The organism is Paraburkholderia sp. C35 (assembly GCF_003121405.1).
Classification (GTDB): Bacteria; Pseudomonadota; Gammaproteobacteria; order Burkholderiales; family Burkholderiaceae; genus Paraburkholderia.
Genome location: NZ_QBUY01000041.1, coordinates 40,744 through 61,621, shown reverse-complemented (window position 1 = coordinate 61,621; position 20,878 = coordinate 40,744). Strand labels below are relative to the sequence as shown.

At 63.5% G+C, this 20,878-nt stretch carries 21 protein-coding genes; 15 read left to right on the top strand and 6 right to left on the bottom strand.

The annotated features are described in order from the left end of the window. Positions 1 to 9 precede the first annotated feature (9 nt). Complete coding sequence (locus DK391_RS23125; protein WP_204117420.1) at positions 10 to 417, bottom strand: VOC family protein; 408 nt, start codon at positions 415 to 417, stop codon at positions 10 to 12. A gap of 191 nt (positions 418 to 608) precedes the next feature. Further along, a complete protein-coding gene (locus tag DK391_RS23120) occupies positions 609 to 1,220 on the bottom strand; it encodes a TetR/AcrR family transcriptional regulator (protein ID WP_109480314.1) in 612 nt (203 codons plus the stop codon). Between the two features lie 258 nt (positions 1,221 to 1,478). On the opposite strand from DK391_RS23120, the gene DK391_RS23115 reads away from it, so the two are divergent. Next, positions 1,479 to 1,976: an Ohr family peroxiredoxin gene (locus DK391_RS23115; protein WP_109480313.1), complete on the top strand. Its 498-nt coding sequence runs from the start codon at positions 1,479 to 1,481 to the stop codon at positions 1,974 to 1,976. 96 nt (positions 1,977 to 2,072) lie between these two features. Here DK391_RS23115 and DK391_RS23110 read toward each other — a convergent pair whose 3' ends face one another. Then, the gene (locus DK391_RS23110) at positions 2,073 to 2,906 is read right to left on the bottom strand and encodes a shikimate dehydrogenase (RefSeq protein ID WP_109480312.1); all 834 of its coding nucleotides are present in this window, start codon (positions 2,904 to 2,906) and stop codon (positions 2,073 to 2,075) included. A 106-nt stretch (positions 2,907 to 3,012) separates the two neighbouring features. Further along, the gene (locus DK391_RS23105) at positions 3,013 to 4,398 is read right to left on the bottom strand and encodes an MFS transporter (protein ID WP_109480311.1); all 1,386 of its coding nucleotides are present in this window, start codon (positions 4,396 to 4,398) and stop codon (positions 3,013 to 3,015) included. Between the two features lie 278 nt (positions 4,399 to 4,676). Here DK391_RS23105 and DK391_RS23100 point away from each other — a divergent pair, with 278 nt between their 5' ends. Beyond that, entirely contained in the window at positions 4,677 to 5,000 is a 324-nt protein-coding gene (locus tag DK391_RS23100) for a pyrimidine/purine nucleoside phosphorylase (protein ID WP_109480310.1), read from the top strand. A 49-nt stretch (positions 5,001 to 5,049) separates the two neighbouring features. Here the strand turns inward: DK391_RS23100 and DK391_RS23095 are convergent, their stop codons facing one another. Beyond that, a complete protein-coding gene (locus tag DK391_RS23095) occupies positions 5,050 to 6,012 on the bottom strand; it encodes a LysR substrate-binding domain-containing protein (protein ID WP_109480309.1) in 963 nt (320 codons plus the stop codon). Between the two features lie 135 nt (positions 6,013 to 6,147). Here DK391_RS23095 and DK391_RS23090 point away from each other — a divergent pair, with 135 nt between their 5' ends. The 9 genes from DK391_RS23090 to DK391_RS23050 are packed head-to-tail and all read left to right on the top strand — an operon-like array spanning position 6,148 to position 14,499. Beyond that, positions 6,148 to 7,212: an ABC transporter substrate-binding protein gene (locus tag DK391_RS23090; protein ID WP_109480308.1), complete on the top strand. Its 1,065-nt coding sequence runs from the start codon at positions 6,148 to 6,150 to the stop codon at positions 7,210 to 7,212. Between the two features lie 53 nt (positions 7,213 to 7,265). Next, a complete protein-coding gene (locus tag DK391_RS23085) occupies positions 7,266 to 8,336 on the top strand; it encodes an ABC transporter ATP-binding protein (RefSeq protein WP_109480307.1) in 1,071 nt (356 codons plus the stop codon). Then, positions 8,323 to 9,195: an ABC transporter permease gene (locus DK391_RS23080; RefSeq protein WP_109480306.1), complete on the top strand. Its 873-nt coding sequence runs from the start codon at positions 8,323 to 8,325 to the stop codon at positions 9,193 to 9,195. Before DK391_RS23085 ends, DK391_RS23080 begins: the two co-directional genes overlap by 14 nt. A gap of 4 nt (positions 9,196 to 9,199) precedes the next feature. After that, positions 9,200 to 9,997 (top strand): ABC transporter permease, encoded by a 798-nt coding sequence (locus DK391_RS23075; protein WP_109480305.1) that lies wholly within the window; start codon positions 9,200 to 9,202, stop codon positions 9,995 to 9,997. Then, the gene (locus tag DK391_RS23070) at positions 9,994 to 11,142 is read left to right on the top strand and encodes an FAD-dependent oxidoreductase (protein WP_109480304.1); all 1,149 of its coding nucleotides are present in this window, start codon (positions 9,994 to 9,996) and stop codon (positions 11,140 to 11,142) included. The genes DK391_RS23075 and DK391_RS23070 overlap by 4 nt, the downstream gene beginning before the upstream one ends. Positions 11,143 to 11,149: 7 nt before the next feature. Next, complete coding sequence (locus tag DK391_RS23065; RefSeq protein ID WP_109480303.1) at positions 11,150 to 11,491, top strand: (2Fe-2S)-binding protein; 342 nt, start codon at positions 11,150 to 11,152, stop codon at positions 11,489 to 11,491. After that, complete coding sequence (locus tag DK391_RS23060; protein ID WP_109480302.1) at positions 11,481 to 12,911, top strand: FAD-dependent oxidoreductase; 1,431 nt, start codon at positions 11,481 to 11,483, stop codon at positions 12,909 to 12,911. Before DK391_RS23065 ends, DK391_RS23060 begins: the two co-directional genes overlap by 11 nt. A gap of 25 nt (positions 12,912 to 12,936) precedes the next feature. After that, complete coding sequence (locus tag DK391_RS23055; protein ID WP_204117422.1) at positions 12,937 to 14,085, top strand: FAD-binding oxidoreductase; 1,149 nt, start codon at positions 12,937 to 12,939, stop codon at positions 14,083 to 14,085. Positions 14,086 to 14,145: 60 nt separating this feature from the next. Further along, on the top strand, positions 14,146 to 14,499 hold the full coding sequence (locus DK391_RS23050; protein ID WP_109480300.1) for a RidA family protein: 354 nt from the start codon (positions 14,146 to 14,148) through the stop codon (positions 14,497 to 14,499). Between the two features lie 36 nt (positions 14,500 to 14,535). On the opposite strand, the gene DK391_RS23045 is transcribed toward DK391_RS23050, so the two are convergent. Beyond that, on the bottom strand, positions 14,536 to 16,035 hold the full coding sequence (locus DK391_RS23045; protein WP_109480325.1) for a sensor domain-containing diguanylate cyclase: 1,500 nt from the start codon (positions 16,033 to 16,035) through the stop codon (positions 14,536 to 14,538). Between the two features lie 295 nt (positions 16,036 to 16,330). Between DK391_RS23045 and DK391_RS23040 the strand changes: the two genes are divergently transcribed. The 4 genes from DK391_RS23040 (at position 16,331) to DK391_RS23025 (ending at position 20,853) form a co-directional block, all read left to right on the top strand. Beyond that, positions 16,331 to 17,221, top strand: a complete 891-nt coding sequence (locus DK391_RS23040) for a LysR family transcriptional regulator (protein ID WP_109480299.1) — start codon at positions 16,331 to 16,333, stop codon at positions 17,219 to 17,221. A gap of 287 nt (positions 17,222 to 17,508) precedes the next feature. Then, a complete protein-coding gene (locus DK391_RS23035) occupies positions 17,509 to 18,738 on the top strand; it encodes a CoA transferase (protein ID WP_275426830.1) in 1,230 nt (409 codons plus the stop codon). After that, entirely contained in the window at positions 18,735 to 19,499 is a 765-nt protein-coding gene (locus DK391_RS23030) for an enoyl-CoA hydratase (protein WP_109480298.1), read from the top strand. Before DK391_RS23035 ends, DK391_RS23030 begins: the two co-directional genes overlap by 4 nt. Positions 19,500 to 19,533: 34 nt before the next feature. Then, positions 19,534 to 20,853: an MFS transporter gene (locus DK391_RS23025; RefSeq protein WP_109480297.1), complete on the top strand. Its 1,320-nt coding sequence runs from the start codon at positions 19,534 to 19,536 to the stop codon at positions 20,851 to 20,853. The last annotated feature ends 25 nt before the right edge of the window (positions 20,854 to 20,878 follow it).

Sequence of the window (20,878 nt, the reverse complement as noted above, 5' to 3'; positions counted from 1 at the left end):
GAAACGCGCTCAGTTGTCGAACGTGCCTTGATACTCGGGCGCCGCATCGCGGCGCGTGTTCAACTCGAACATCACGCCGCCCGGCGCGCGGCAGAAGAAACGCGAGCCGCGCCCGTTGTTGAAAATGCCCGTTTCCATCTGCACGCCGTCGGCCTTGAAACGCTCATACAGCGCGTGAACATCCTCGAAGTCAGGAAGCTCGAAGCCGACATGAAAGTTCGCCGGCCACGCAGGCACATCGCCCGTTGCGTGGTCGATCACCACGTCGTAACCGGGCCGCTTCAGGATGTACGATTTTTCCCATGTACCGGCAATCGTAAAGCCCAGGTACTGTTCGAAGAACTTCGCGGTCGCGGTGGTATCGGCGGAAGGAAAGCTCAGATGGTTGAGCTTCATGCTTTGTGTCACGTCAGTCATCGTCGATCTCTCTTACGGTGGCGGCTGCCCTATGCATTGCCGCTCGAGGACTTCAGAATAAAAGCTCACGCCACCGCCAACAACTCGCATTCGCCGCGTTTGTCGGCATGCGCCAAACACGCCTGAATAAAGGCGTTTCAGCCCATATCACGCCACTGCCGCGTGCCCCGTTGCTCACATTCGGATTCTTTTCAGGCCGTACCCGTGTTCGCCAGATAGCCGAAAACCGCGGCCCTCACCCTGTATTCGAGGTACGCCATATCGGTCTCGCCCCGCTCGCCCGCGGCATCGACGATGCCTCGCACCATCGCGAACAGATCGGCCGCCGCGACTTCGGGACTCGCATGCTGAGGAATCGCGCGCTTGATGATCTCGGTCGTCATCTGCTCCAGTTCCGGCTTGGCCACTTCGTCGCGCAACGCCGGGCGACCCTCTTCGATATCGAGCAGTCTCGCCAGCCGCGGGCGTTGCAACTGCTGGCGCACGGCCGCGCCGAGCAGATACGTTAGCGCGTCCTCGCCGTTGTGCATCGCAAGCGCAATAGCGACATCGTCATAAAAGCGCTTCATTTCACGTCGAATCAGGGCGACCGTCAGCGCGTCCTTGCCTGGAAAGTACTGGTAGAGCGAACCAATGCTCACGCCCGCGCGCGCGGCCACTGCGTTCGTGTTGAATCCGTCGAATCCTTCCGCTTCGAGAACCTGCGCGGCCGCCTCGATGATCGCCGCAACGGTTTCTTCCGAGCGTGGCTGGCTCGGCGCCTTTCGGGGCCGCAAGCCTTTTTTCGGTGTCCGCTCGTTCATTTGTGGTGTCCCTGTGGAATACGCGCCCGTCGAAACAGCGCGTTGGCTCCATTCTAAGGGCCGCACGCGCGGCACTCACGCAGTGCACCGCGATTGGTGCGTACAAGGCAACACCGTGCGCCTCGCCATGCGTCTACCACGACATTTTTCCGTCAACTAACATGGCATCGACTGGATTGTCGCTCTGTCATGAAGGCGAGCAATAGGCTCGAGGCACGGCCGCTCGAATGGGATGCGTCGCCGCGCCGGGGAAGGAACATGAAAACGAAACTCGAAGCGCCGCCGCTGTCCCTGCTCGATCGCTATCGTGGCCGGGAATTCGAGCCGCTCTACGCGACGACCGTCACCGTCTCCGGCGGCGAAACGGGTCATGGACGCGCGTCGGGCGTGGCACGATCGAACGATGGCATGCTCGATCTGGCGTTACGCCTGCCCACCGAACTAGGCGGCGAAGGCGGCGGCACGAATCCCGAGCAACTGTTCGCGGCCGCTTTCGCAGGCTGCTTTCATGGCGCGCTGAATCTGCTAGGCAAACGCTCAAAGCTGACACTCGACGACATCGCCGTCGGCGTGCAGGTCGCCTTTGGCCGCGATCCGATGGACGGCGGCTACGCGCTCATGATCGATGTGCAGGTGCGGATACCCGGCGTGGCGCGCGAGGTGGCGGAAGAACTGGTGAGAAACGCCGAACGGCTGTGCCCCTACGCCAAGATGGCCCGGCAGGGAACGGTCAATATCGTCGCCGTGGTGGACTGAGCGGGAAGCTAAATGAAAACGGCCAGCACGAGTCTCGTCAGACTCGAACTGGCCGAACCGGGCGCTGCGCGATCAATCTGCGCGATGAACGCCGGATCAATAGGCAATGGTCGCCGCTTCGCGCAGTTCCTCGGGCGTCGCAGTCCCGAAACCGAAGAACTCAAGATAGGCAGGAATCATCTCGAACAGCATGTCGGTGCCGACCTGCACGTCGCAGCCCTTCTCGCGCGCGGCGCGCAGAAACGGCGTGTATTCCGACTTCATCACGACTTCACCGACAAACGTCTGCGGCGAAATGCGCGCGACGTCGAAAGGTAGTGGATCGCCTTCCTTCATGCCAAGCGGTGTCGCGTTCACCACCACGTCGAAGCCGGCAGGATCGTTCGAACCGGTGCTCACCGTCATCTGCGGATAGTGCTCGCGCAGGCGCTGCGCGAGGCCATCGGCGGAGTCGGTCCGCGCGTCGAACAGCGCCAGTTCCGCTACACCGGCCGCCGCCAGCGAAGCCGCGATGGCCGAACCCACGCCGCCCGAACCCGACCCCAGCCCGCGCGCGCCCTTCAGTTGCCGACCCTTGCGTAGCACGCCGCGCACGAAGCCCGCACCATCGAACTGATCGCCGAGCAGCGTGCCGTCCGGCCGCTTGAGCACGGCATTGCAGGCACCTGCAATCTTGACGGCAGGCGTGACCTCATCCACCAGTCCGACCGTGGTCACCTTGTGCGGCATCGTGATCAACGCGCCGCGCAGATTGGTGAAGCGGAAGATCGACTGGAAGCTCTGCTCGTAGTCTTCCGCCTTGACGCCCATCGGCACGACAACGGCGTCGATACCCTTTCGCTCGAACCAGGGGTTGTAGATCATCGGCGACTTGAAGCTTTCGGTCGGGAAACCGATGTGCGCAACGAGGGTGGTCTTTCCGGAAATCATGATCGAAGTGCTCTCTCAGGCTGGCAGGCCCGCGGAGCGGGCCTCGGTGCGCTTTGATGCGCTGCAATGCGTGTCAGTCGTGCTTCGGTGTTGCTTCAGTGTTGTGTCAGTGAGCGAATGCCGCAGCCCGCGCAGCGTCGTACTCGGTCTTGTCGACCGGGTGCGCATCCGCCTTGCCCAGTTCGTCCATGTGAACACGGTACGTTTCGCGGGCGCTGAATGCAGCCAGTGCGGCGATGATGGTGATCGCGAAAGCGAGGCCGCCGACCGTCAACCAGATGTTCGCGGCTCCCGGCGGCGCTACAGCCGTGAACAGTGCGGGCAGCATCGCCGTGATCGCCGTGCCGATGTTCTGGGCAATCGCCATCGCCGTGACGCGGGTGCGTGTCGGGAACAGTTCCGGGTAGAAGCTCGGGAACACGGCGTTGTAGCCTTGATACACGATGCCCCACATCAGGATCGATATCACGAACGCGATGGGCACACTATGGATGCTGATCGCGTAGAGGTATGCGAACGCCAGCAAGCCGGACAGCAGCGAACCGACGATCATCGGCGGCTTGCGGCCGATCTTGTCCGACAGGTTGCCGACGTACGGAATCACCACCACGGCGACGATATTGCCGACCACCGGGATCCACAGATACACGTCCTTCGCGAAGCCGATGCCGTAAGCCGGTTGCACCGCGTAGGCCGCGCCGAAGATGGTCGCCACGACGGGGATCACGTTCATCAGCGCCATGCAGACCACACGCGTCATGTTCGGCGTGCTGTACTTGAATGCATCGACGATGGGCGAGTGGGCAACGGCCGAGCGCTGGTCTTCGTCCTTGAACGCGGGCGTTTCGTCGACCTTACGACGGATGATGTAGCCCGCGATGATCACCACGAAGCTCAGCAGGAACGGAATGCGCCAGCCCCAGACGTTGAACTGCTCGGCAGGCATGTAGTGCGCAAGCGGCAGGAACACGGCGGCAGCCAGAATCTGCCCGGCCTGCACGCCTTGCAGCGTGAAGCTGGAGTAGAAGCCGCGGCGGCCAAACGGTGCGTGCTCCAGAATCATCGAGCTCGCGCCGGAAATTTCGCCTGCCACCGCGAAGCCCTGAACCAGGCGCAGCAGCACCAGCAGCACGGGTGCCAGCAGGCCAACCTGTTCATACGTGGGCAGCAGGCCAACGCCGATCGTCGAGAAGCCCATCAGGAACATGCAGGCCAGCAGCACTTTCTTGCGGCCATGCGTGTCGCCGAGGTGACCGAGTACAAAGGCGCCGATTGGCCGCGCCACATAGCCCACGCCGTAGGTTGCCAGCGACGCGACGATGGCTGTCGTAGCGTTGCCCTTGGGGAAGAAAATCTGCGGAAAGATCAACGCGGACGCGGTCGCGTAGATGAAGAAATCGTAGTACTCGAGTGCCGATCCAATCCAGCCGCTGGCGGCGGCTTTTTTCGACTGATGCTTGCCCTCGGGTTCGTGGGCCGTGACTGCGGTCATGGTTGTCTCCTAGCTTGTAGGCTGACGACACTCAAATGTCATCAGATGGACCGCAGAGTAGCGTCCCGCACCCCAGATGCACAAGAGATTACTGCTACATTTCGTTCGATCATCGCGCACAACTGCGCGATGATCGAACGCTCTGAGGGTTTCTCCGGGTTCCGGAGGCCGCTTCGGCAAAGCCGCGAGACGCTTGCGGGGATTGGTATGATGGCGGGCTCACGCCATTGCCCGCGCATGGCGACGCCCTTTTCACCACGACCCAGAGGAACACCGCCATGACGGCTGCTGCACCGCAATTCGACCAGGTTTCCGTTGTCAAACGCGCGAACGTCTATTTCGACGGCAAGTGCGTGTCGCACACCGTTCTGTTCGCCGACGGCACGCGCAAGACGCTCGGCGTGATCCTGCCCGGCACGCTCAACTTCGGCACCGACGCGCCCGAACTGATGGAAGTGCAGGCTGGCCAGTGCCGCATCCGTCTGCAAGGCAGCGACGAATGGAACACGTACAGCGCCGGCGAATCGTTTTCGGTGCCCGGCCAGAGCCGCTTCGACATCGACGTGATCGAAACGCTCGATTACGTGTGCAGCTACCTTTGATCGCCTGATCCCCGCGTTGCCGCGAGACACCGACAGGTTCGCGGCAACGTCATTGCACGGCGCGTTTCGCGCTGCGCTTGCGGGCCGGCTTCGACGCTGAATCCGGCACGATCCGCGCCATCTTCGCCATCACTTCGTCGTGCTCCTCGCGCAGCACCTCGATAAACGCCGACGCCAGCCGCTCACGCGGCCGATGCGGCGGAAACAGCAGATACATCGGGAACATCACGGCCGGCGAGAATGGCCGGATCGCGATGTCCGGTCCTGCAAAGTCCAGCGCCACACCGGGATGCGCGAGCGTCACGCCCATGCCGCAACGCACCAGTTCGCAGCAGATCGCCGTGTATTGCCCTTCGATAGCGAGCTTGCGTTCGACGCCTGCACGCAGGAACACCTCGTCCATTTGCGCGCGCGTGCCGTCGCCATGACACAGCGAGATAAACGACTCGCCTTCGAGATCGGTGGGCTTGATGACGGCCTTCGATGCCAGCCTGTGTGACGCCGGCATCACGCACACAGCGGCCACCTTCGAGAGCATCTCGACATCGCAATTCGACGCCTCGCTGATGTACACCGCCACGCCCAGATCGCAGAACTGCGACGCGGTCCAATGGTTCACCGTGCCCGACGTGTTCACGTGCAAGGACACCGTCACGCCCGGATGCAGCGCCTGAAAACGCTTGATGGCATGTGGCACCAGCGTCAGCCCCGCTGACGGCATCGCCGCAATGCGCAGACGTCCGCTGCCCAGATTGCGGATCTGCGCGGCAGCGTTCGTCAGCCCCTGCAAGCCCACATACGCACGTTCCACTTCGCGGAAAAACGCGGTGCCTTCGCTGGTCGGAATCAGCCGCACGCCGCTGCGCTGAAACAGCAGCAAGCCTGTTTCGCGTTCGAGTTGCGAGATCAACCGGCTCACGTTCGGCTGCGACGTGAAGAGCGCTTTCGCCGCCGCCGTCATCGACCCCGCCACCATCACCGCACGAAACGCCTCGATATGCTTCAGGTTCATCGGCTCTAACCCATATCAACCATGTATGGATAGGTATTTTATTCGTATTGGACGATATAACCATAGCAGACCAGACTGTGATGCATGGACACGCCATCAGAGCGTCCCTTCCCACACTGTCTGGAGATCGTCGTCATGCAAGAAACGCTGCGCCGCCGTTGCCGTTTTACGACCCGTGCTCTCTCCTCTGCCCTTGCCCTCACCAGCCTGACGGTTGCGTTTCAAACGCATGCTGAAACGACGCTATATGTCGCGAATGTCGGTGGCTCGAATGAACAGCTGTATCGGCAGAAAGTCATTCCGCCGTTTGAAAAAGCGCATGACGTGAAGATCGTCTATGTCGCGGGCAATTCGAGCGACACCCTCGCCAAGCTCCAGGCGCAAAAAGGCCACCAGCAGATCAACGTCGCGGTGATGGACGATGGCCCGATGTATCAGGCGATGCAGCTTGGCCTGTGCGCGAAGGTCGATGAGGCGCCCGTGATGAAGGATCTCTATCCGCTCGCACGGCTCGGCCCGACGGCGGTCGGCGTCGGCATGGTGGCGACGGGTATCGGCTACAACGAAGAGGCGTTCAAGAAACTCGGCCTGCCCGCGCCCGATTCGTGGCAGGTGCTGACCGACAAGCGCCTGAAGGGCAAGCTCGGCGTGCCGCCCATTACGAATACGTATGGACTGCATACGCTCGTGATGCTCGCGCGCATGAACGGCGGCGGCGAAAAGAACATCGATCCTGGCTTCAACACGATGACGAAGCAGGTCGCGCCCGACGTGCTGTCGTGGGCGCCGACACCCGGCGAAATGGACGGCCTGATGCAGGCCGGCGATGTGATCATCGCACCGTACGGCAGTGGCCGCGCGGTGGCGCTGCAAAACACGGGCTTCCCGCTGAAGTTCGTCTATCCGAAGGAAGGTGGCGTGGCATTGCAGGTGGCGGCCTGTTCGCTTGCCGAGAACGCGCAGCCGAAGCTCTCGCAGGAATTCGTCCAGTATCTGCTTAGCCCTGAAGTGCAGGCCATGCAGGCACAAGCCATCGGCCTCGGTCCCGTCAACAAAACCGTCAAGCTGACGCCCGATGTCGCGGCGCGCGTGCCATACGGTCCCGATCAGGTCAACAAGCTGACGGCAATGGACTGGACCACGATCAACCAGCATCGCACGGAATGGACGGAGCGCTGGAACCGCTCGGTCGAACGCTAAGCCGCGCTGCCGCTCCCAGCCTCTACGCCCGACTCCGAACAGGACCGACGCTTATGACCTTTCTCACCTTGCAAGGCATCTCGAAGCGCTACGGCGACTTCACTGCCGTCGAGCATATCGACCTGTCCGTCGAGCGCGGCGAGTTCCTGTCGCTGCTCGGGCCATCCGGCTGCGGCAAGACCACCACGCTGCAGATGATCGCCGGTTTCGTCACGCCGAGCGCGGGCAGCATCACGCTCGGTGGCCGCGACATTACCAACGTGCGCCCGGAAAAGCGCGGCATGGGCGTGGTGTTCCAGAGCTATGCGCTGTTTCCGCATATGACGGTGGCGGCCAACGTCGGCTTCGGCCTCGAAATGCGCAACATGAAGCGCGACGAGCGCGCGGTGCGCGTGGCCGAAGCGCTCGATCTCGTACGTCTTAAGGGACTCGACGCACGTTATCCGAAGGAACTGTCGGGCGGCCAGCGCCAGCGCGTTGCAATTGCACGTGCGCTGGCGATGCGCCCCGAACTGCTGTTGCTCGACGAACCGATGTCGAATCTCGACGCGAAGTTGCGCGAGGAAATGCATATCGAACTGCGCGCGATCCAGAAGCGCCTCGGCATCACGACGATCCTCGTTACGCACGATCAGGTCGAAGCGATGACGATGAGCGACCGCATCGCCGTGCTGCACAAAGGGCGCATCGCGCAACTGAGCACACCATTCGATGCATACGAGCGCCCTGCCACGCCGTTCGCATCGACGTTCCTCGGTCGCACGAATACGCTGCCGGGCGAAGTGCGCGCGCGTAATCCGCGCTGCGCTGTCGTGGATGTGGCAGGCACCACGCTGCATGTGCCGCACGAAGGCCGTGATGTCGAAGGCGCCGTGCATGTCTACATTCGCCCGGAAAAAGTCCGCCTCGCAAATGGCGACGCGCGCATGCACGGTCGTGTGGCGAACCGCGTGTTCATCGGCAATCAATGGCTGCTGGAAGTCGAGACGGAACTCGGCAAGCTGCACATCGCGCAGCCGAATTTCGGCGCGCCGCCGCCTGACGAAGGCCACGAAGTCGGCCTCTCGTTCACCGACGACGATCTGCGCGTGCTGACCCGGGAGAGCGCTCATGGCAACGCTTGACGATACGCGTGCGGGCGCCACGCCATGGCTGCTGTCGTCGCCTGCGTTGCTGCTGTTCGGCGCGCTGCTGTTCGTGCCGCTTCTGCTGACGTTGCTTCTATCGTTCCGCGTGTTCAGCGACGTGGCGGGCGTCGAAGCCGCCTACACGCTGAAAAACTACGCCGAAGTACTGAGCGATCCGTACTACGGCGAAATCTTTCTGCGCACAGCGGGCCTCGCACTCGCCGTGACCTTCTTGAGCGTGCTGCTCGGCGTACCTGAAACGATCGTGCTCGCACGCATGAAGCGGCCATGGCAATCGCTGTGTCTGCTGATCGTGCTCGGCCCGCTGCTGATTTCCGTGGTGGTGCGCACGCTCGGCTGGCAGATCCTGCTTGGCAATAACGGCGTGCTCAACAACGCGCTGCAAGCCCTGCACATCACGTCCGAACCGATCCGCCTCGTCTTCACGATGACGGGCATGATCATCGCGCTCACGCATGTGCTGGTGCCTTTCATGGTGATGTCCGTGTGGGCGACGCTGCAAAAGCTCGATCCGCAAGTCGAATGGGCAGGACTGTCGCTCGGTGGCTCGCCGCTGCGCGTGTTCCGCCGTGTGGTGTTGCCGCAGATCATGCCTGGTGTGCTGTCCGGTTCGATCATCGTGTTCGCGTTGTCGGCATCGGCATTCGCGACGCCTGCGCTGATCGGCGGGCGCCGCCTGAAAGTGGTGGCGACGGCCGCCTACGACGAATTTCTCGGCACGCTCAACTGGCCGCTCGGCGCGAGCATCGCCGTGCTGCTGCTGATCGCCAACGTCGCGATCGTGATGGGTTGCAGCCGTCTCGCCGAACGCCGTTTCAAGCACATTTTCGAGTGACGCCATGAAACAGAACGGATTCTGGGGCCTGCTGTTCAACGCACTGTTCCTCACTTTCATCCTCGCGCCGCTGGTCGTCGTAATGCTGGTCGCGTTCACCGACAAGGGCTTTATCTCGATGCCCTTCGACGGCGCCTCGCTGCGCTGGTTTCGCGCGATTCTGGACAACGGCGACATCGTGTCGGCGTTCTGGCTTTCCGTGCGGCTCGCGTTCGCGGCGGCGACCATCGGCGTTGCGCTCGCCGTGCCCGCTGCGCTGGCGATCGCGCGTTATCGCTTTGTCGGCCGAGGCGCGCTGGTGAGCTTCTTCCTCTCGCCGATGATGATTCCCGCCGTCGTGCTCGGCATCGCGTTTCTGCGCTTCCTGTCGCTGCTGCAGCTGAGCGGCTCGTTCTGGGCGCTGGTCGCGACGCACGTGATCATCGTGTTGCCGTACGCGCTGCGGCTGGCGTTGTCGTCGGCGGTCGGGCTCGATCGTGATGCCGAACGCGCGGCGCTGTCGTGCGGCGCGAGCCGTTTCACCGCGTTCCGCCGCGTCGTGCTGCCGATGATCCGCACAGGCGTCGCGGGCGGCTGGGTGCTGTCGTTCATCCAGAGCTTCGACGAACTCACGATGACCATTTTCGTCGCGACGCCCGGCACGACTACGCTGCCCGTCGCCATGTACAACCAGATCGCGCAGACCATCGATCCCCTCGTCGCGTCGGTGTCGGCGGTGCTGATCGTCGGCACGGTTCTGCTGATGGTGCTGCTCGACCGCATGGTCGGACTGGACCGCATTCTGATTGGAGAAGCCCGATGATTCACAACGCTTCCGCCAGCATTAACGCCAGCGCCGACGTGCTCGTGCTGGGCGGTGGACTGGTCGGTTCCGCTGTTGCGTGGGGACTCGCGCGCGAAGGTGCGAACGTGACCGTGCTCGACCAGGACGACGGCGCGTTTCGCGCTTCACGCGGCAACTTCGGCCTCGTATGGATTCAGGGCAAAGGCTATGGCTTGTCGCCGTATGCGCGCTGGTCGCGCAGTTCGGCGTCGCGCTGGCCGATGCTGGCCGAAACGCTGTTCGATCAGACTGGCATCGACGTCGCGCTGCGTCAGCCGGGCGGCTTCCAGTTCTTCTTCTCCGAAGACGAAATCGCCGAACGCGCGAAACGGCTCGGCGCGCTGCAACGTGAGCTCGGCGACTATCCGTATCAACTGCTCGATGCGCGTGAAGTGCGCGACCGTATTCCGCAGGTCGGCCCGGACGTGATCGGCGCGAGCTACACGCCGATGGATGGCCACGTCAATCCGCTCAAGCTGCTGCGTGCGCTGCATACAGGCATGCAACGGCGCGGCGTGACGCTCGTGAACAACGAAGAAGCGGTGCGTATCACGCCGGAAAACGGCGGCTTCGCGGTGCAAGGCAAACGCGGCGTGTATCGCGCGGCACGCGTGGTGCTCGCGGCGGGTCTCGGCAATCGCATGCTCGCGCCGCATGTCGGGCTGCATGCACCCGTTGCGCCGAACCGCGGCCAGGTGCTGATCAGCGAACGCGTCGCGCCGTTCCTGCATTACCCGACACTCAACGTCCGCCAGACCGACGAAGGCACGCTGCAGTTCGGCGATTCGATGGAAGAAGTCGGCCTCAACGATTTCACCACCACGCCCGTGCTGTCCGACATTGCGCGGCGCGGCGTGCGGGCGTTTCCGTTCCTGAAGAACGTACGGCTGGTGCGCACGTGGGCAGCGCTGCGCGTCTACAGCCCGGATGGTTTTCCCATCTACGACGAATCCACGCGCTATCCGGGCGCATTCGTCGTGACCTGCCATAGCGGCGTGACGCTGGCCGCCGCGCACGCGCTGCGCATTGCGCCGTGGATTGCGGGCGGCGCAATGCCCGATGAGCTTCCCGCGATGTCGGGCACGCGCTTTCTCGAATCCCCTGTTCTCATTCCCGCTCACTGATTCCGACATGACTTCCACACCGCTCTTCAAGGCTCTGCCGGGCGCCGATGCGCCCGTCGATATCTGGTTCAACGATCAGCCGCTGCGTGTGCCGGGCGGCCGGTCGGTGGCGGCGGCGCTGCTCGCTGCCGGCATTGCGCGCTTTCGCGCGACGCCTGTTTCCGGTGCGCCACGTGCGCCGTTCTGCATGATGGGCGCGTGCTTCGAGTGTCTCGTCGAGATCGACGGTGTGCCGAGCCGCCAAAGCTGCATGGTGACGGTACGCGACGGCATGCGTATCCATTCGCAGGAAGGCGCGCGCGATCTGCCGCCCGTAGCTGTTTCGCTGGAGGATGCTCATGCCCGCTGATTACGCTGCTGAAACCGTATCGAGCTTCCCTTCCGAAGCCGTCGATGTCGTCGTGGTCGGTGCCGGTCCTGCCGGGATGAGCGCGGCCACGCGTGCAGCACGTGCCGGTTTGTCCGTGGTGCTGCTCGACGAACAGGATGCCGTCGGCGGACAGATCTATCGCGCGATTGGCCGCGCCGATGCGCGTCGCAAGGAGATTCTCGGTCCTGACTACGCGGCAGGCGCCGCCATCGCCGATGCTTTCGTGCGTTCCGGTGCACGCCATGTCGCACATGCGTCGGTGTGGCAGGTGACGCGCGATCACGCCGTGCACTACCTGAAAGACGGCAAGGTCGGCAGCTTCGACGCACGGCGCGTGATTCTGGCGACAGGCGCGCTCGAACGCCCGTTCCCGATTCCCGGCTGGACGCAGCCCGGCGTGCTGACGGCAGGCGCCGCGCAGATCCTGCTGAAAAGCGCAGGCGAAGTGCCTGCCGAGCCGCCCATCCTGGCAGGCTGCGGTCCGCTGCTCTATCTGCTCGGCTGGCAGTACGTGCGTGCCGGCGTGCCGATCCGCGCACTCGTCGATACGACGCGTCACGAAGACCGCTGGCGCGCGAAGAAGTATCTGCTGTCCGCATTGCGCGCGTGGCCGTTCTTGAGCAAAGGCTTGCAACTGATCCGCACGCTGCGCGCCGCCGGCGTGCCCATCTACGAAGCGGCCGACGATCTGCGAATCGAATCGAAGACGGACGCACAAGGCGTCGAACGCGCCGCCGCGTTGAGCTTCACGACGCAAGGCCGCGCGCACAGGATCGAAGCGAATGTGATCCTGCTGCATCAGGGCGTCGTGCCGAATACGCAGTTCACGCTGTCGTTGCGCGCGCAACACCATTGGGACTCGGCGCAACTGTGCTTCACACCGACCACCGACACGTGGGGCGAACTCGACGTGCCCGGCATTTTTATCGCGGGCGATGGCGGCGGCATCGGCGGTGCACTGGCGGCGGCGGAACAGGGTTCACTCGCGGCGCTTCAGGCCGCATGTCACCTGGGCGCTATCGACTCCGACACCCGCGACCGCGAGGCCGCGCCGCATCGCCGCGCGCTCGACAGCGTGATGCGCATCCGCCCGTTTCTGGACAGCCTGTACCGCCCGCGCGACGCGAACCGCATCCCGCACGATGACGTGATCGTCTGCCGCTGCGAGGAAGTGACGGCTGGCGACGTGCGCGGCTTCGTTGAACTGGGCTGCCTCGGCCCGAATCAGGCGAAGTCGTTTGGACGCTGCGGCATGGGACCGTGCCAGGGACGCATGTGCGGCCTGACCGTGACCGAGATCATCGCCGATGCCCGCAAGGTGCCGCCCGGCGACGTCGGCTACTACCGCATCCGTCCGCCCATCAAGCCGCTGACGCTCGGAGAACTCGCCGGTGAATGACACTGCTACGTCTCCTTCCAGCGCCATGCGCGAGGCCGATGTGCTGGTGATCGGCGGCGGTCTGCACGGATCGAGCACCGCGTTCCATCTTGCGCGGCGCGGTGCGAACGTGATCGTGCTGGAAGCCGATTACGTCGCGCGACATTCGTCGGGTGTCAATGCGGGTGGCTTGCGCACCTTGGGTCGGCCTGTGCCTGAGATTCCGCTCGCGCTGATGTCGCGCGAAATCTGGCACACGATGCGCGAGCTGATCGGCGACGACGGCGGCTTCGTGGCGTCCGGCCAGTTGAAGATTGCCGAATCGGAAGCCGAACTCGACGAATGCCGCGCGCGCGTGGCTGAACTGGAATCGCATGGCTTCACGCACGAAAAGATCATCGACCGCGAAACCGTGCTCGCACTCGAACCCGCGCTCGCGCCGCACGTGACGGGCGGCATCTGGGTCGAGCGTGACGGCTATGCGCTGCCGTTCAAGACCACCACGGCTTTCCGGCTGGCCGCGCAACGGCTCGGCGTGCAGTTCTTCGAAGGCACGCCCGTCACCCGCATCGAGCAGCGCGGCACACGCTGGATCGCGCACACGCCGCGCGGCGAATTCAGCGCGGAGAAGCTCGTCGTCACGGCAGGCGCGTGGGCGGGCCAGTTGGCCGAACAGGTCGGCGAGCGCGTGCCGGTGCATCCCGAAGGCCTGATGCTGATGGTGACGCATCGCGTCGCGCCGTTCTGCCGCGCGACGCTGGGCGCGACAGGACGCCCACTCTCGTTCAAGCAGTTCGACAACGGCACGGTCGTGATCGGCGGCAAGCTGATCGGCATCGCCGATCTGAACGGACGACACGGCGAAGTCGATTTCGCGCGGCTGGTGCGCAGCGCCAATACCGTCGTCGATCTGTTTCCGCATTTGCGGCATCTCGGCGTGAACCGCGCGTGGGCGGGCGTCGAAGCCTTCACCGACGATGCATTGCCCGTGATCTCGCCAAGCCGCCGCGCGTCGAATCTCGTCTATTCGTTTGGATATTGCGGCAGCGGCTTCCAGCTTGGGCCGGCATGCGGGCGGCTGGTGTCCGAACTCGTGCTCGACGGCAAGGCTTCGTTGCCGCTCGACGCGTTCGCCATCGACCGCTTCTCGCGGCAGTCCACGCTGGAACGTTCGGCAAGCGCCGTTGCCCACTAACCTCACGCGCGCCCTGCCCGCGCGCGTTCCATTCACTTAAACCACGGAGTTGAGCAAGATATGTCCGAGATTGTCAGAATCGAAACGAATCAACGGATGAGCCGCGTCGTCAAGGCGGCAGGACTGGTGTTCATCGGCGGCCAGACGTCGAATGATCACGCGCCGGATGTGAAGGTCCAGACCGCGAGCGTGCTGGCGAAGATCGACGGCTTTCTGGAAAAGGCGGGCATCGACAGGACGCGGCTGGTGTCGGCTCAGGTGTGGCTGGCGAATATCGAGCGCGATTTTGCGGACATGAACAGCGTGTGGGATGCGTGGGTCGCGCCCGGCTGCGCGCCGACTCGCGCGACGGTCGAGGCGAAGCTGGCCGCGCCGGAACTGCTGGTCGAGATCGCCGTCGTCGCGCTCGCCTGACGGCGGGTTTGTGGCAGGCTTGGGCTGCGCGTTCGCTTACGCGTTCGCCACGCGATACGTGCCGCGGCCTGCCTGCTTCGCGCTGTACAGCGCCTGGTCCGCGCGGCGGATCAGGCCATCGACGGAGTCTTCGTTCGCGGCGAGCGCAATGCCCACACTCGTGCCGATGCTGACGGCTTCGCCCGTCGACAGATGATAGGGCAACGCAATATCGCGGATCACGCGCTGCGCCAGCGCGACCACGGACGGCAGTGTCGTATGGTCAGCGATGATCGCGAACTCGTCGCCGCCCAGCCGCGCCACCAGTTCGCCGGGACGCAGCACGCGCGACAGCCGCGTGGCCACCGTTTCCAGCACTTCGTCGCCTGCACAGTGGCCAAGCCGGTCGTTGACCTGCTTGAAGCCGTCGAGATCCAGATACATCATCGCGATCGATCCGTTCTTGCGCAGCGCCGTGCTCATCAGGATCTGCTCCAGCCGGTCGCGCAGTTCGCGCCGGTTCGGCAGCCCCGTCAGCGCGTCGTGCCGCGCGAGATGCAGGATCTTCGCCTCGGTTTGCCGCCGCTCGGTGACGTCCTCGATGATGATGATCGCGCTGCCGTCCGGCACCGGGTTGCGGGTCAGTTCCAGTTGCCGGCCATCTTCCAGTTCGAGGTCCATCGGACGATGCTCGTCGCCAAGCCACGCGGTGCAGCGTTCCACCAGCCGCTTGCGCAGCGTCTCGCCGAACTGCGTAATGCCGACGTGACCGATAAATTCCGGCAGCGGCACGTTGAGTTTCAGCATTTCGACCGTCGCGCCGAACAGCTCGGCCGTGCGGCGATTGGCGATCACCACGTTGCCCGCGCCATCGACGGTGCACAGCCCGTGCGGCATGTAAGCGAGCGCCGCGTCGAAGCGCGCGGCCAGTTCGGCGTGGCGCTGCGCGGCTGTCATCAGCGCGACGAGGCCGTTGTAGTGGCGACGCACGACGGAAACCATCGCTGCGTTGTACGCGATGAGCGGCGGCACCAGAATCCAGGCACCGCTTTGCGGCGCGATCAGTGCGCCGATACCGATGGGCACCGTGGCAAGAAAGATCTGCGCGATGGCCAGGCGCGGCAGCGCCGCGTTACGCGACGCAATGCCGCCGAGAATGCCCGCCGCGACCATGATGGCGAGCGTAGCCAGTTCCTTGTCCGGCGACAGGAAACACGCCGCCGTGCCAAGGCCGAGCAGCAGGCAGGCGATCAGGCTGACGGGCGCGTAGCGCGCCGCCCACGGGCCGGGATGCACCGCGCAGATGCCGCTGCGCGCCACATAGAGCCGCACGATGCCAAGACGCGTGGCCAGCATGGCGATATCGGCGATCAGCCACGCGGCGGTCCATGTCTGGTGCAGCCGGAAGCACGCGACCACCGCCACGAAGATGCTGGACAGTCCCGACAGGAACAGCGGCCACGCGTTGTCGAACAGTGCGGACAGCAACGCGGCCCGCACGGAGGGACTCACGACAGCCTTCTCTGGCGTGGGAGTCGCCAGTAGCGAATCAAACATGAAAGTGTTCTCAGACATGGCTCCGCCGTGTTCGGGACGCCGCGTTCCGATCCATCGCGGTGCAAGCTTTGCTCTTTGGAATAACGACCTGAAAATGTCGGACTTGAGTCTGGCGACCCGATCAGGCAACCGGGTCACACAACGACATGGCGTGTACAAGGCAGAAACAGGGAAACGCCAGGCATTCGCATGATGCCGTAAATTTGCCCGTTCGTGCGGGTTGTGCGTATATCTTACTCACGCAAAATTCCGTTGAGCGCGCATCCTTTGTTCCCATCAGGAGATCAGCACCACCGTGAGACTCGACACCACCACTGTCCGGCTGGTCCTCGCCATCGTCGACGAAGGCAGCATCTCGCGCGCCGCCGACAAACTCGGGCTCGCCGTGGCCGCTGCCTCGCGGCGCGTATCCGAACTCGAAGCGCAACTGGGCGCGAAGCTGTTCCGGCGCGTGCCGCATGGCGTCGAAGTGACGGAATCGGGCGACAAGCTGCTGCGCTATATCCGCCAGATCGACACCCTCGTCGACCGGCTGGCAGGCGACGCACAGGCGCTCGCGCAGGGTCAGCAGGGGCGCATCATCATCGGTGCGCCGAAAGCGGTGGTGATCGAATTTCTGGCGCGCGACATTGCCGGTATCCAGCGGCAGTATCCGGGCATCGCGCTGAAGGTGGTCGAGGAAAACAGCAAGATCGTCCAGCAGATGCTGCGCGACAAGGTGATCGATATCGGCATCTACGAGAAAAAGAGCGGCTTTCTCGATCTGCCGCAGGTGCCGTACCGGCAGGACAGGCTCGTGCTGGTCTATAGCCGAACGCATTTCCAGTTTCCCGCTGCGCCCGTCGCCATCGACGACCTGCTCGACATGCCGCTCGTCAGTCTCGGCAAGGGCTCGGCGATTCTCTCCGCCGTGCAGCGCGCGTATCGCAGCCGGGGCCGTCATTTCACCAATGATTTCCTCGTCAACGGCTTCGACACGATGCTCGCGTTCGTGCGGCATGGTCTGGGCGTCGGGTTGATGCCGCCCGACGTGCTGGACAGTTTTCATCCCGAAGATGCCCTCGCCTGCGCCGAACTGCAGGGCGACTGGCATCAGCGCAGCTATGTGCTGTCGTGTGTCGAAGGGCATGCGCAGGCGCAAACGCTGCAGAACGTCGTGACCGCGATGACGGCCTCAGCGCCGTAGGCACTTCGACTGTTTGTCAGGCGCTTTCGCAATTTGCGAATCCAGCCATGACCGTTACGTTCTTGCCGCCATTCCTCCGCTGGGTGAGAGTTGTGCCTACAACAAGCACATGGAGACGGCATGACAAACGCCCATCTTTTCCCGCTACCCGCAAGCGCCACTTCGCGTTCGATTGAATCGATGCCGCGCTCGTACCGCTTCTAATCACCCTCCTCTGCTCGCCACCTACCTATTCCGGCATCGAGCCGGCGGCGCCCGCTCGCCCATATCTTTCAGGAGACGCACACATGTCGCAATCCGATCAATCGACCGAATCGACCGGATGGAACGAATCAGATGAATCGACCGGTTCGCGGCCTTTGCCGCTGCAAGGCATTCGGGTGCTGGATGTCAGCCAGGTGATGGCAGGACCGTTCGCCTGCATGCTGCTCGCCGATCTCGGCGCCGACGTGATCAAGGTCGAGCCGCTCGAAGGCGATCAGACGCGCGGCGCGATGGGCTTCAAGATGAAAGGCCCGGATAGCATGGGCTTTCTCAACATGAACCGCAACAAGCGTTCGCTGTCGCTCGACCTCAAGAGCGATGAAGGCCGCGAGTTCTTCTACAAGCTGGCGAAAACCGCCGATGTGATCGTCGAGAATTACCGGCCTGGCGTGGTGCAGCGGTTGCGCATCGATTACGAGTCGATCCGCGCGATCAATCCGAAGATCGTCTACGCGAGCATTTCCGGCTTCGGGCAGAGCGGGCCGTGGGCGTCGCGGCCCGGTTTCGATCTGATGGCGCAGGCGATGTCGGGCGTGATGAGCGTGACGGGCTACAAGGGCGGCAAGCCCGTGAAAGCCGGTGTGCCTGTCGCCGATATCGGCTGCGCGCTGTTTGCTGTGTATGGCCTGCTGTCCGCGTATATCGGCGCGCAGAAAACGGGCGTCGGGCAGCATATCGACGCGTCGCTGTTCGATTCGGCGATGGCGTTCTCGATCTGGGACATGTCCGACTACTGGGGCACAGGCGTGCCGCCCACGCCGCTCGGCACCAGCAACAAGATGAGCGCGCCATATCAGGCCGTCAAAGCGGGCGACGGCTACTTCGTGATGGGCGCGACCAACCAGAAGCTGTGGTCGAAGCTGTGTGCATTGATCGAGCGGCCCGAACTGCTGCGCCACTCCGATTTCGAAACCGTGTCGTTGCGGCTGAAGAACCGCGAAGCGCTGATCGAAATGCTGGAGCAGTCGTTTGCTCAACGGGATTGCGAGGAGTGGATCGACACGATGCTCGCTGCAGGCATTCCTGCCGGCCCGATTCTGTCGTATCCCGAGGCGTTCGGCAGCGAGCACGCACAGCATCGCGGCATGTGCATGGAGATCGATCATCCGATCGAGGGCAAGGTGAAGAACATCGGTTTTCCCGTCAAGCTGCTCGGCACGCCGCAGCAGGTGCGGCGCCACCCGCCGCTGCTCGGCGAGCACAACGACGAACTGTTCGCCGAGATCAACGGAACGGATGGGACGAAGCCATGAGCGAACACGTCAGCCTGAACATGCTGGACGCGGCGACGGCGGAAATCCTCATCGATCGGCCCGAGCGTCACAACGCGATGACGATACCGATGTACGAAGCGCTGCTCGCCTCGATCGACGAATGCCGGCGCAATGCCGACGTGCGCTGCATCGTGCTGCGCGGTGCGGGTGGCAAATCGTTCGTGTCAGGCACCGACATCGGCTATTTCACCGACTTCCACGATGGCCGCCAGGGCGTCGCCTATGAAGCGCTCGTCGAGCGCGTGATCGATGCCGTCGAACGCATTGCCGTGCCGACCATCGCGGTGATCGACGGATGGGCGGTTGGCGGCGGTCTCGCACTCGCTACCGCATGCGACTTTCGCCTCTGCAGCGAAGGATCGAAATTCGGCGCGCCGATTGCGAAGACCTTGTCGAACACACTGTCGTCGCGCAATCTCGCGCGGCTTCACGCTGCGTTCGGCGTGCCGCGTGTGAAGAAGATGCTGTTGCTCGCCGATTTTCTTTCCGCACAGGACGCACTCGCGTGCGGCTATGTCTACGAAATCTGTGCGAAAGACGCGCTCGGCGACATGGCGCTTGCTCTCGCGCAACGTCTCGGCGCGCTGTCGCAGGTGACGCAGCACGCGGTGAAAGAGAGCTTGCGGCGCATCGTCGTCGAACAGCGACTCGACGACGAAGACCTGATCGAATCCGTCTATGGCAGCGCGGCATTCCGCGCAGGCGTGGCGGCGTTCACTGCCGGTTCGAACCAACGCTGACGGCGGCTTGCATCCGACAATACGAGGAGGAGACATGAAACGATTGCTGCCCAAGGCGACCACGACGGTGCTCGCGATGCTCTGCCTGATGTACTTCATCACCTATGTGGACCGCGTCAATATCAGCACGGCGGCCGGTCAGTTCAAGAGCGAGCTTGGACTCACGAATACGCAGCTCGGGCTGATCTTTTCCGCGTTCGCGTATCCGTATGTGATCTTTCAGTTTATCGGCGGCTGGGTTAGCGACCGGTTCGGTGCACGCCGCACCTTGATTGCGTGCGCGGCCGTGTGGGCCATCGCGACGGCGCTCACAGGCTTTGCGGGAGGTTTCTTCTCGCTGATCGCCGCGCGGCTGCTGCTCGGCCTCGGCGAAGGCGCGACCTTCCCGGCCTCGACCAGCGCCATGGCCGCATGGGTGACGAAGGACAAGCGCGGCATGGCGCAAGGCATCACGCATTCATGCGCGCGTTTAGGCAACGCCATTGCACCGATACTCGTGCTCGCGTTGATGACGGCGTTCAACTGGCGCTTCTCGTTTTATCTGCTCGGCGCATTGAGCGCGGGCTGGCTGGTGCTGTGGATCGTCACCTATACCGAGCGTCCCGCCGATCACGCACGCATCACGCGCGAAGAACTCGCGGCATTGCCGCCACCCAAAGTGCATCCCGTCGATGCGCCCGGCACGTGGATGCGTCTTTATCGCCGCATGGCGCCGGTGTCGGCCGTCTACTTCTGCTACAACTGGATTCTCTGGCTGATGCTCGACTGGATGCCGCTGTACTTCATGCACAGCTTCCATCTGAACATCAAGAAGGCCGTCGTGTTCACGTCCGGTGTGTTCGTTGCAGGCGTGATCGGCGATCTGGCGGGCGGGCTGGTCAGCGACCGGCTGTTGCGCAAGTCGGGCAACGTCAAACTCGCGCGCAGCTATCTGGTCGCGGGCTGCATGGCGTTGACAGCGCTGTCGCTGATTCCTGTCGTGCTGTTGCACGACCCGATGTACTCGCTGATCTTTCTCGCCGCGGCGATGTTCTTCAACGAAATGAATATCGGCCCGATGTGGGCGATTCCGATGGATATTGCGTACGACCGCTCCGGCACCGCGAGCGGCATCATGAGCGGCAATGGTTTCATTGCGGCCATCGTGAGCCCTGTGGTGGCGGGTTATGTGGTCGATCACCTCGGCAACTGGAACGTGACGTTCATGCTGTCGATTGGTGTGATGGTCTGCGGAATCGCGTTGAGCTTCGTGATGAAACCCGATGTGCCCTTTGCCGACAATCTGCGTGTGGACCGGCGCCGCGCGCAGCACGACACGCTCGACACGTCGTTGCCGCTGGCCGACAAACGGTAAGGCACAAAGCCCTGCATGCTTCGCA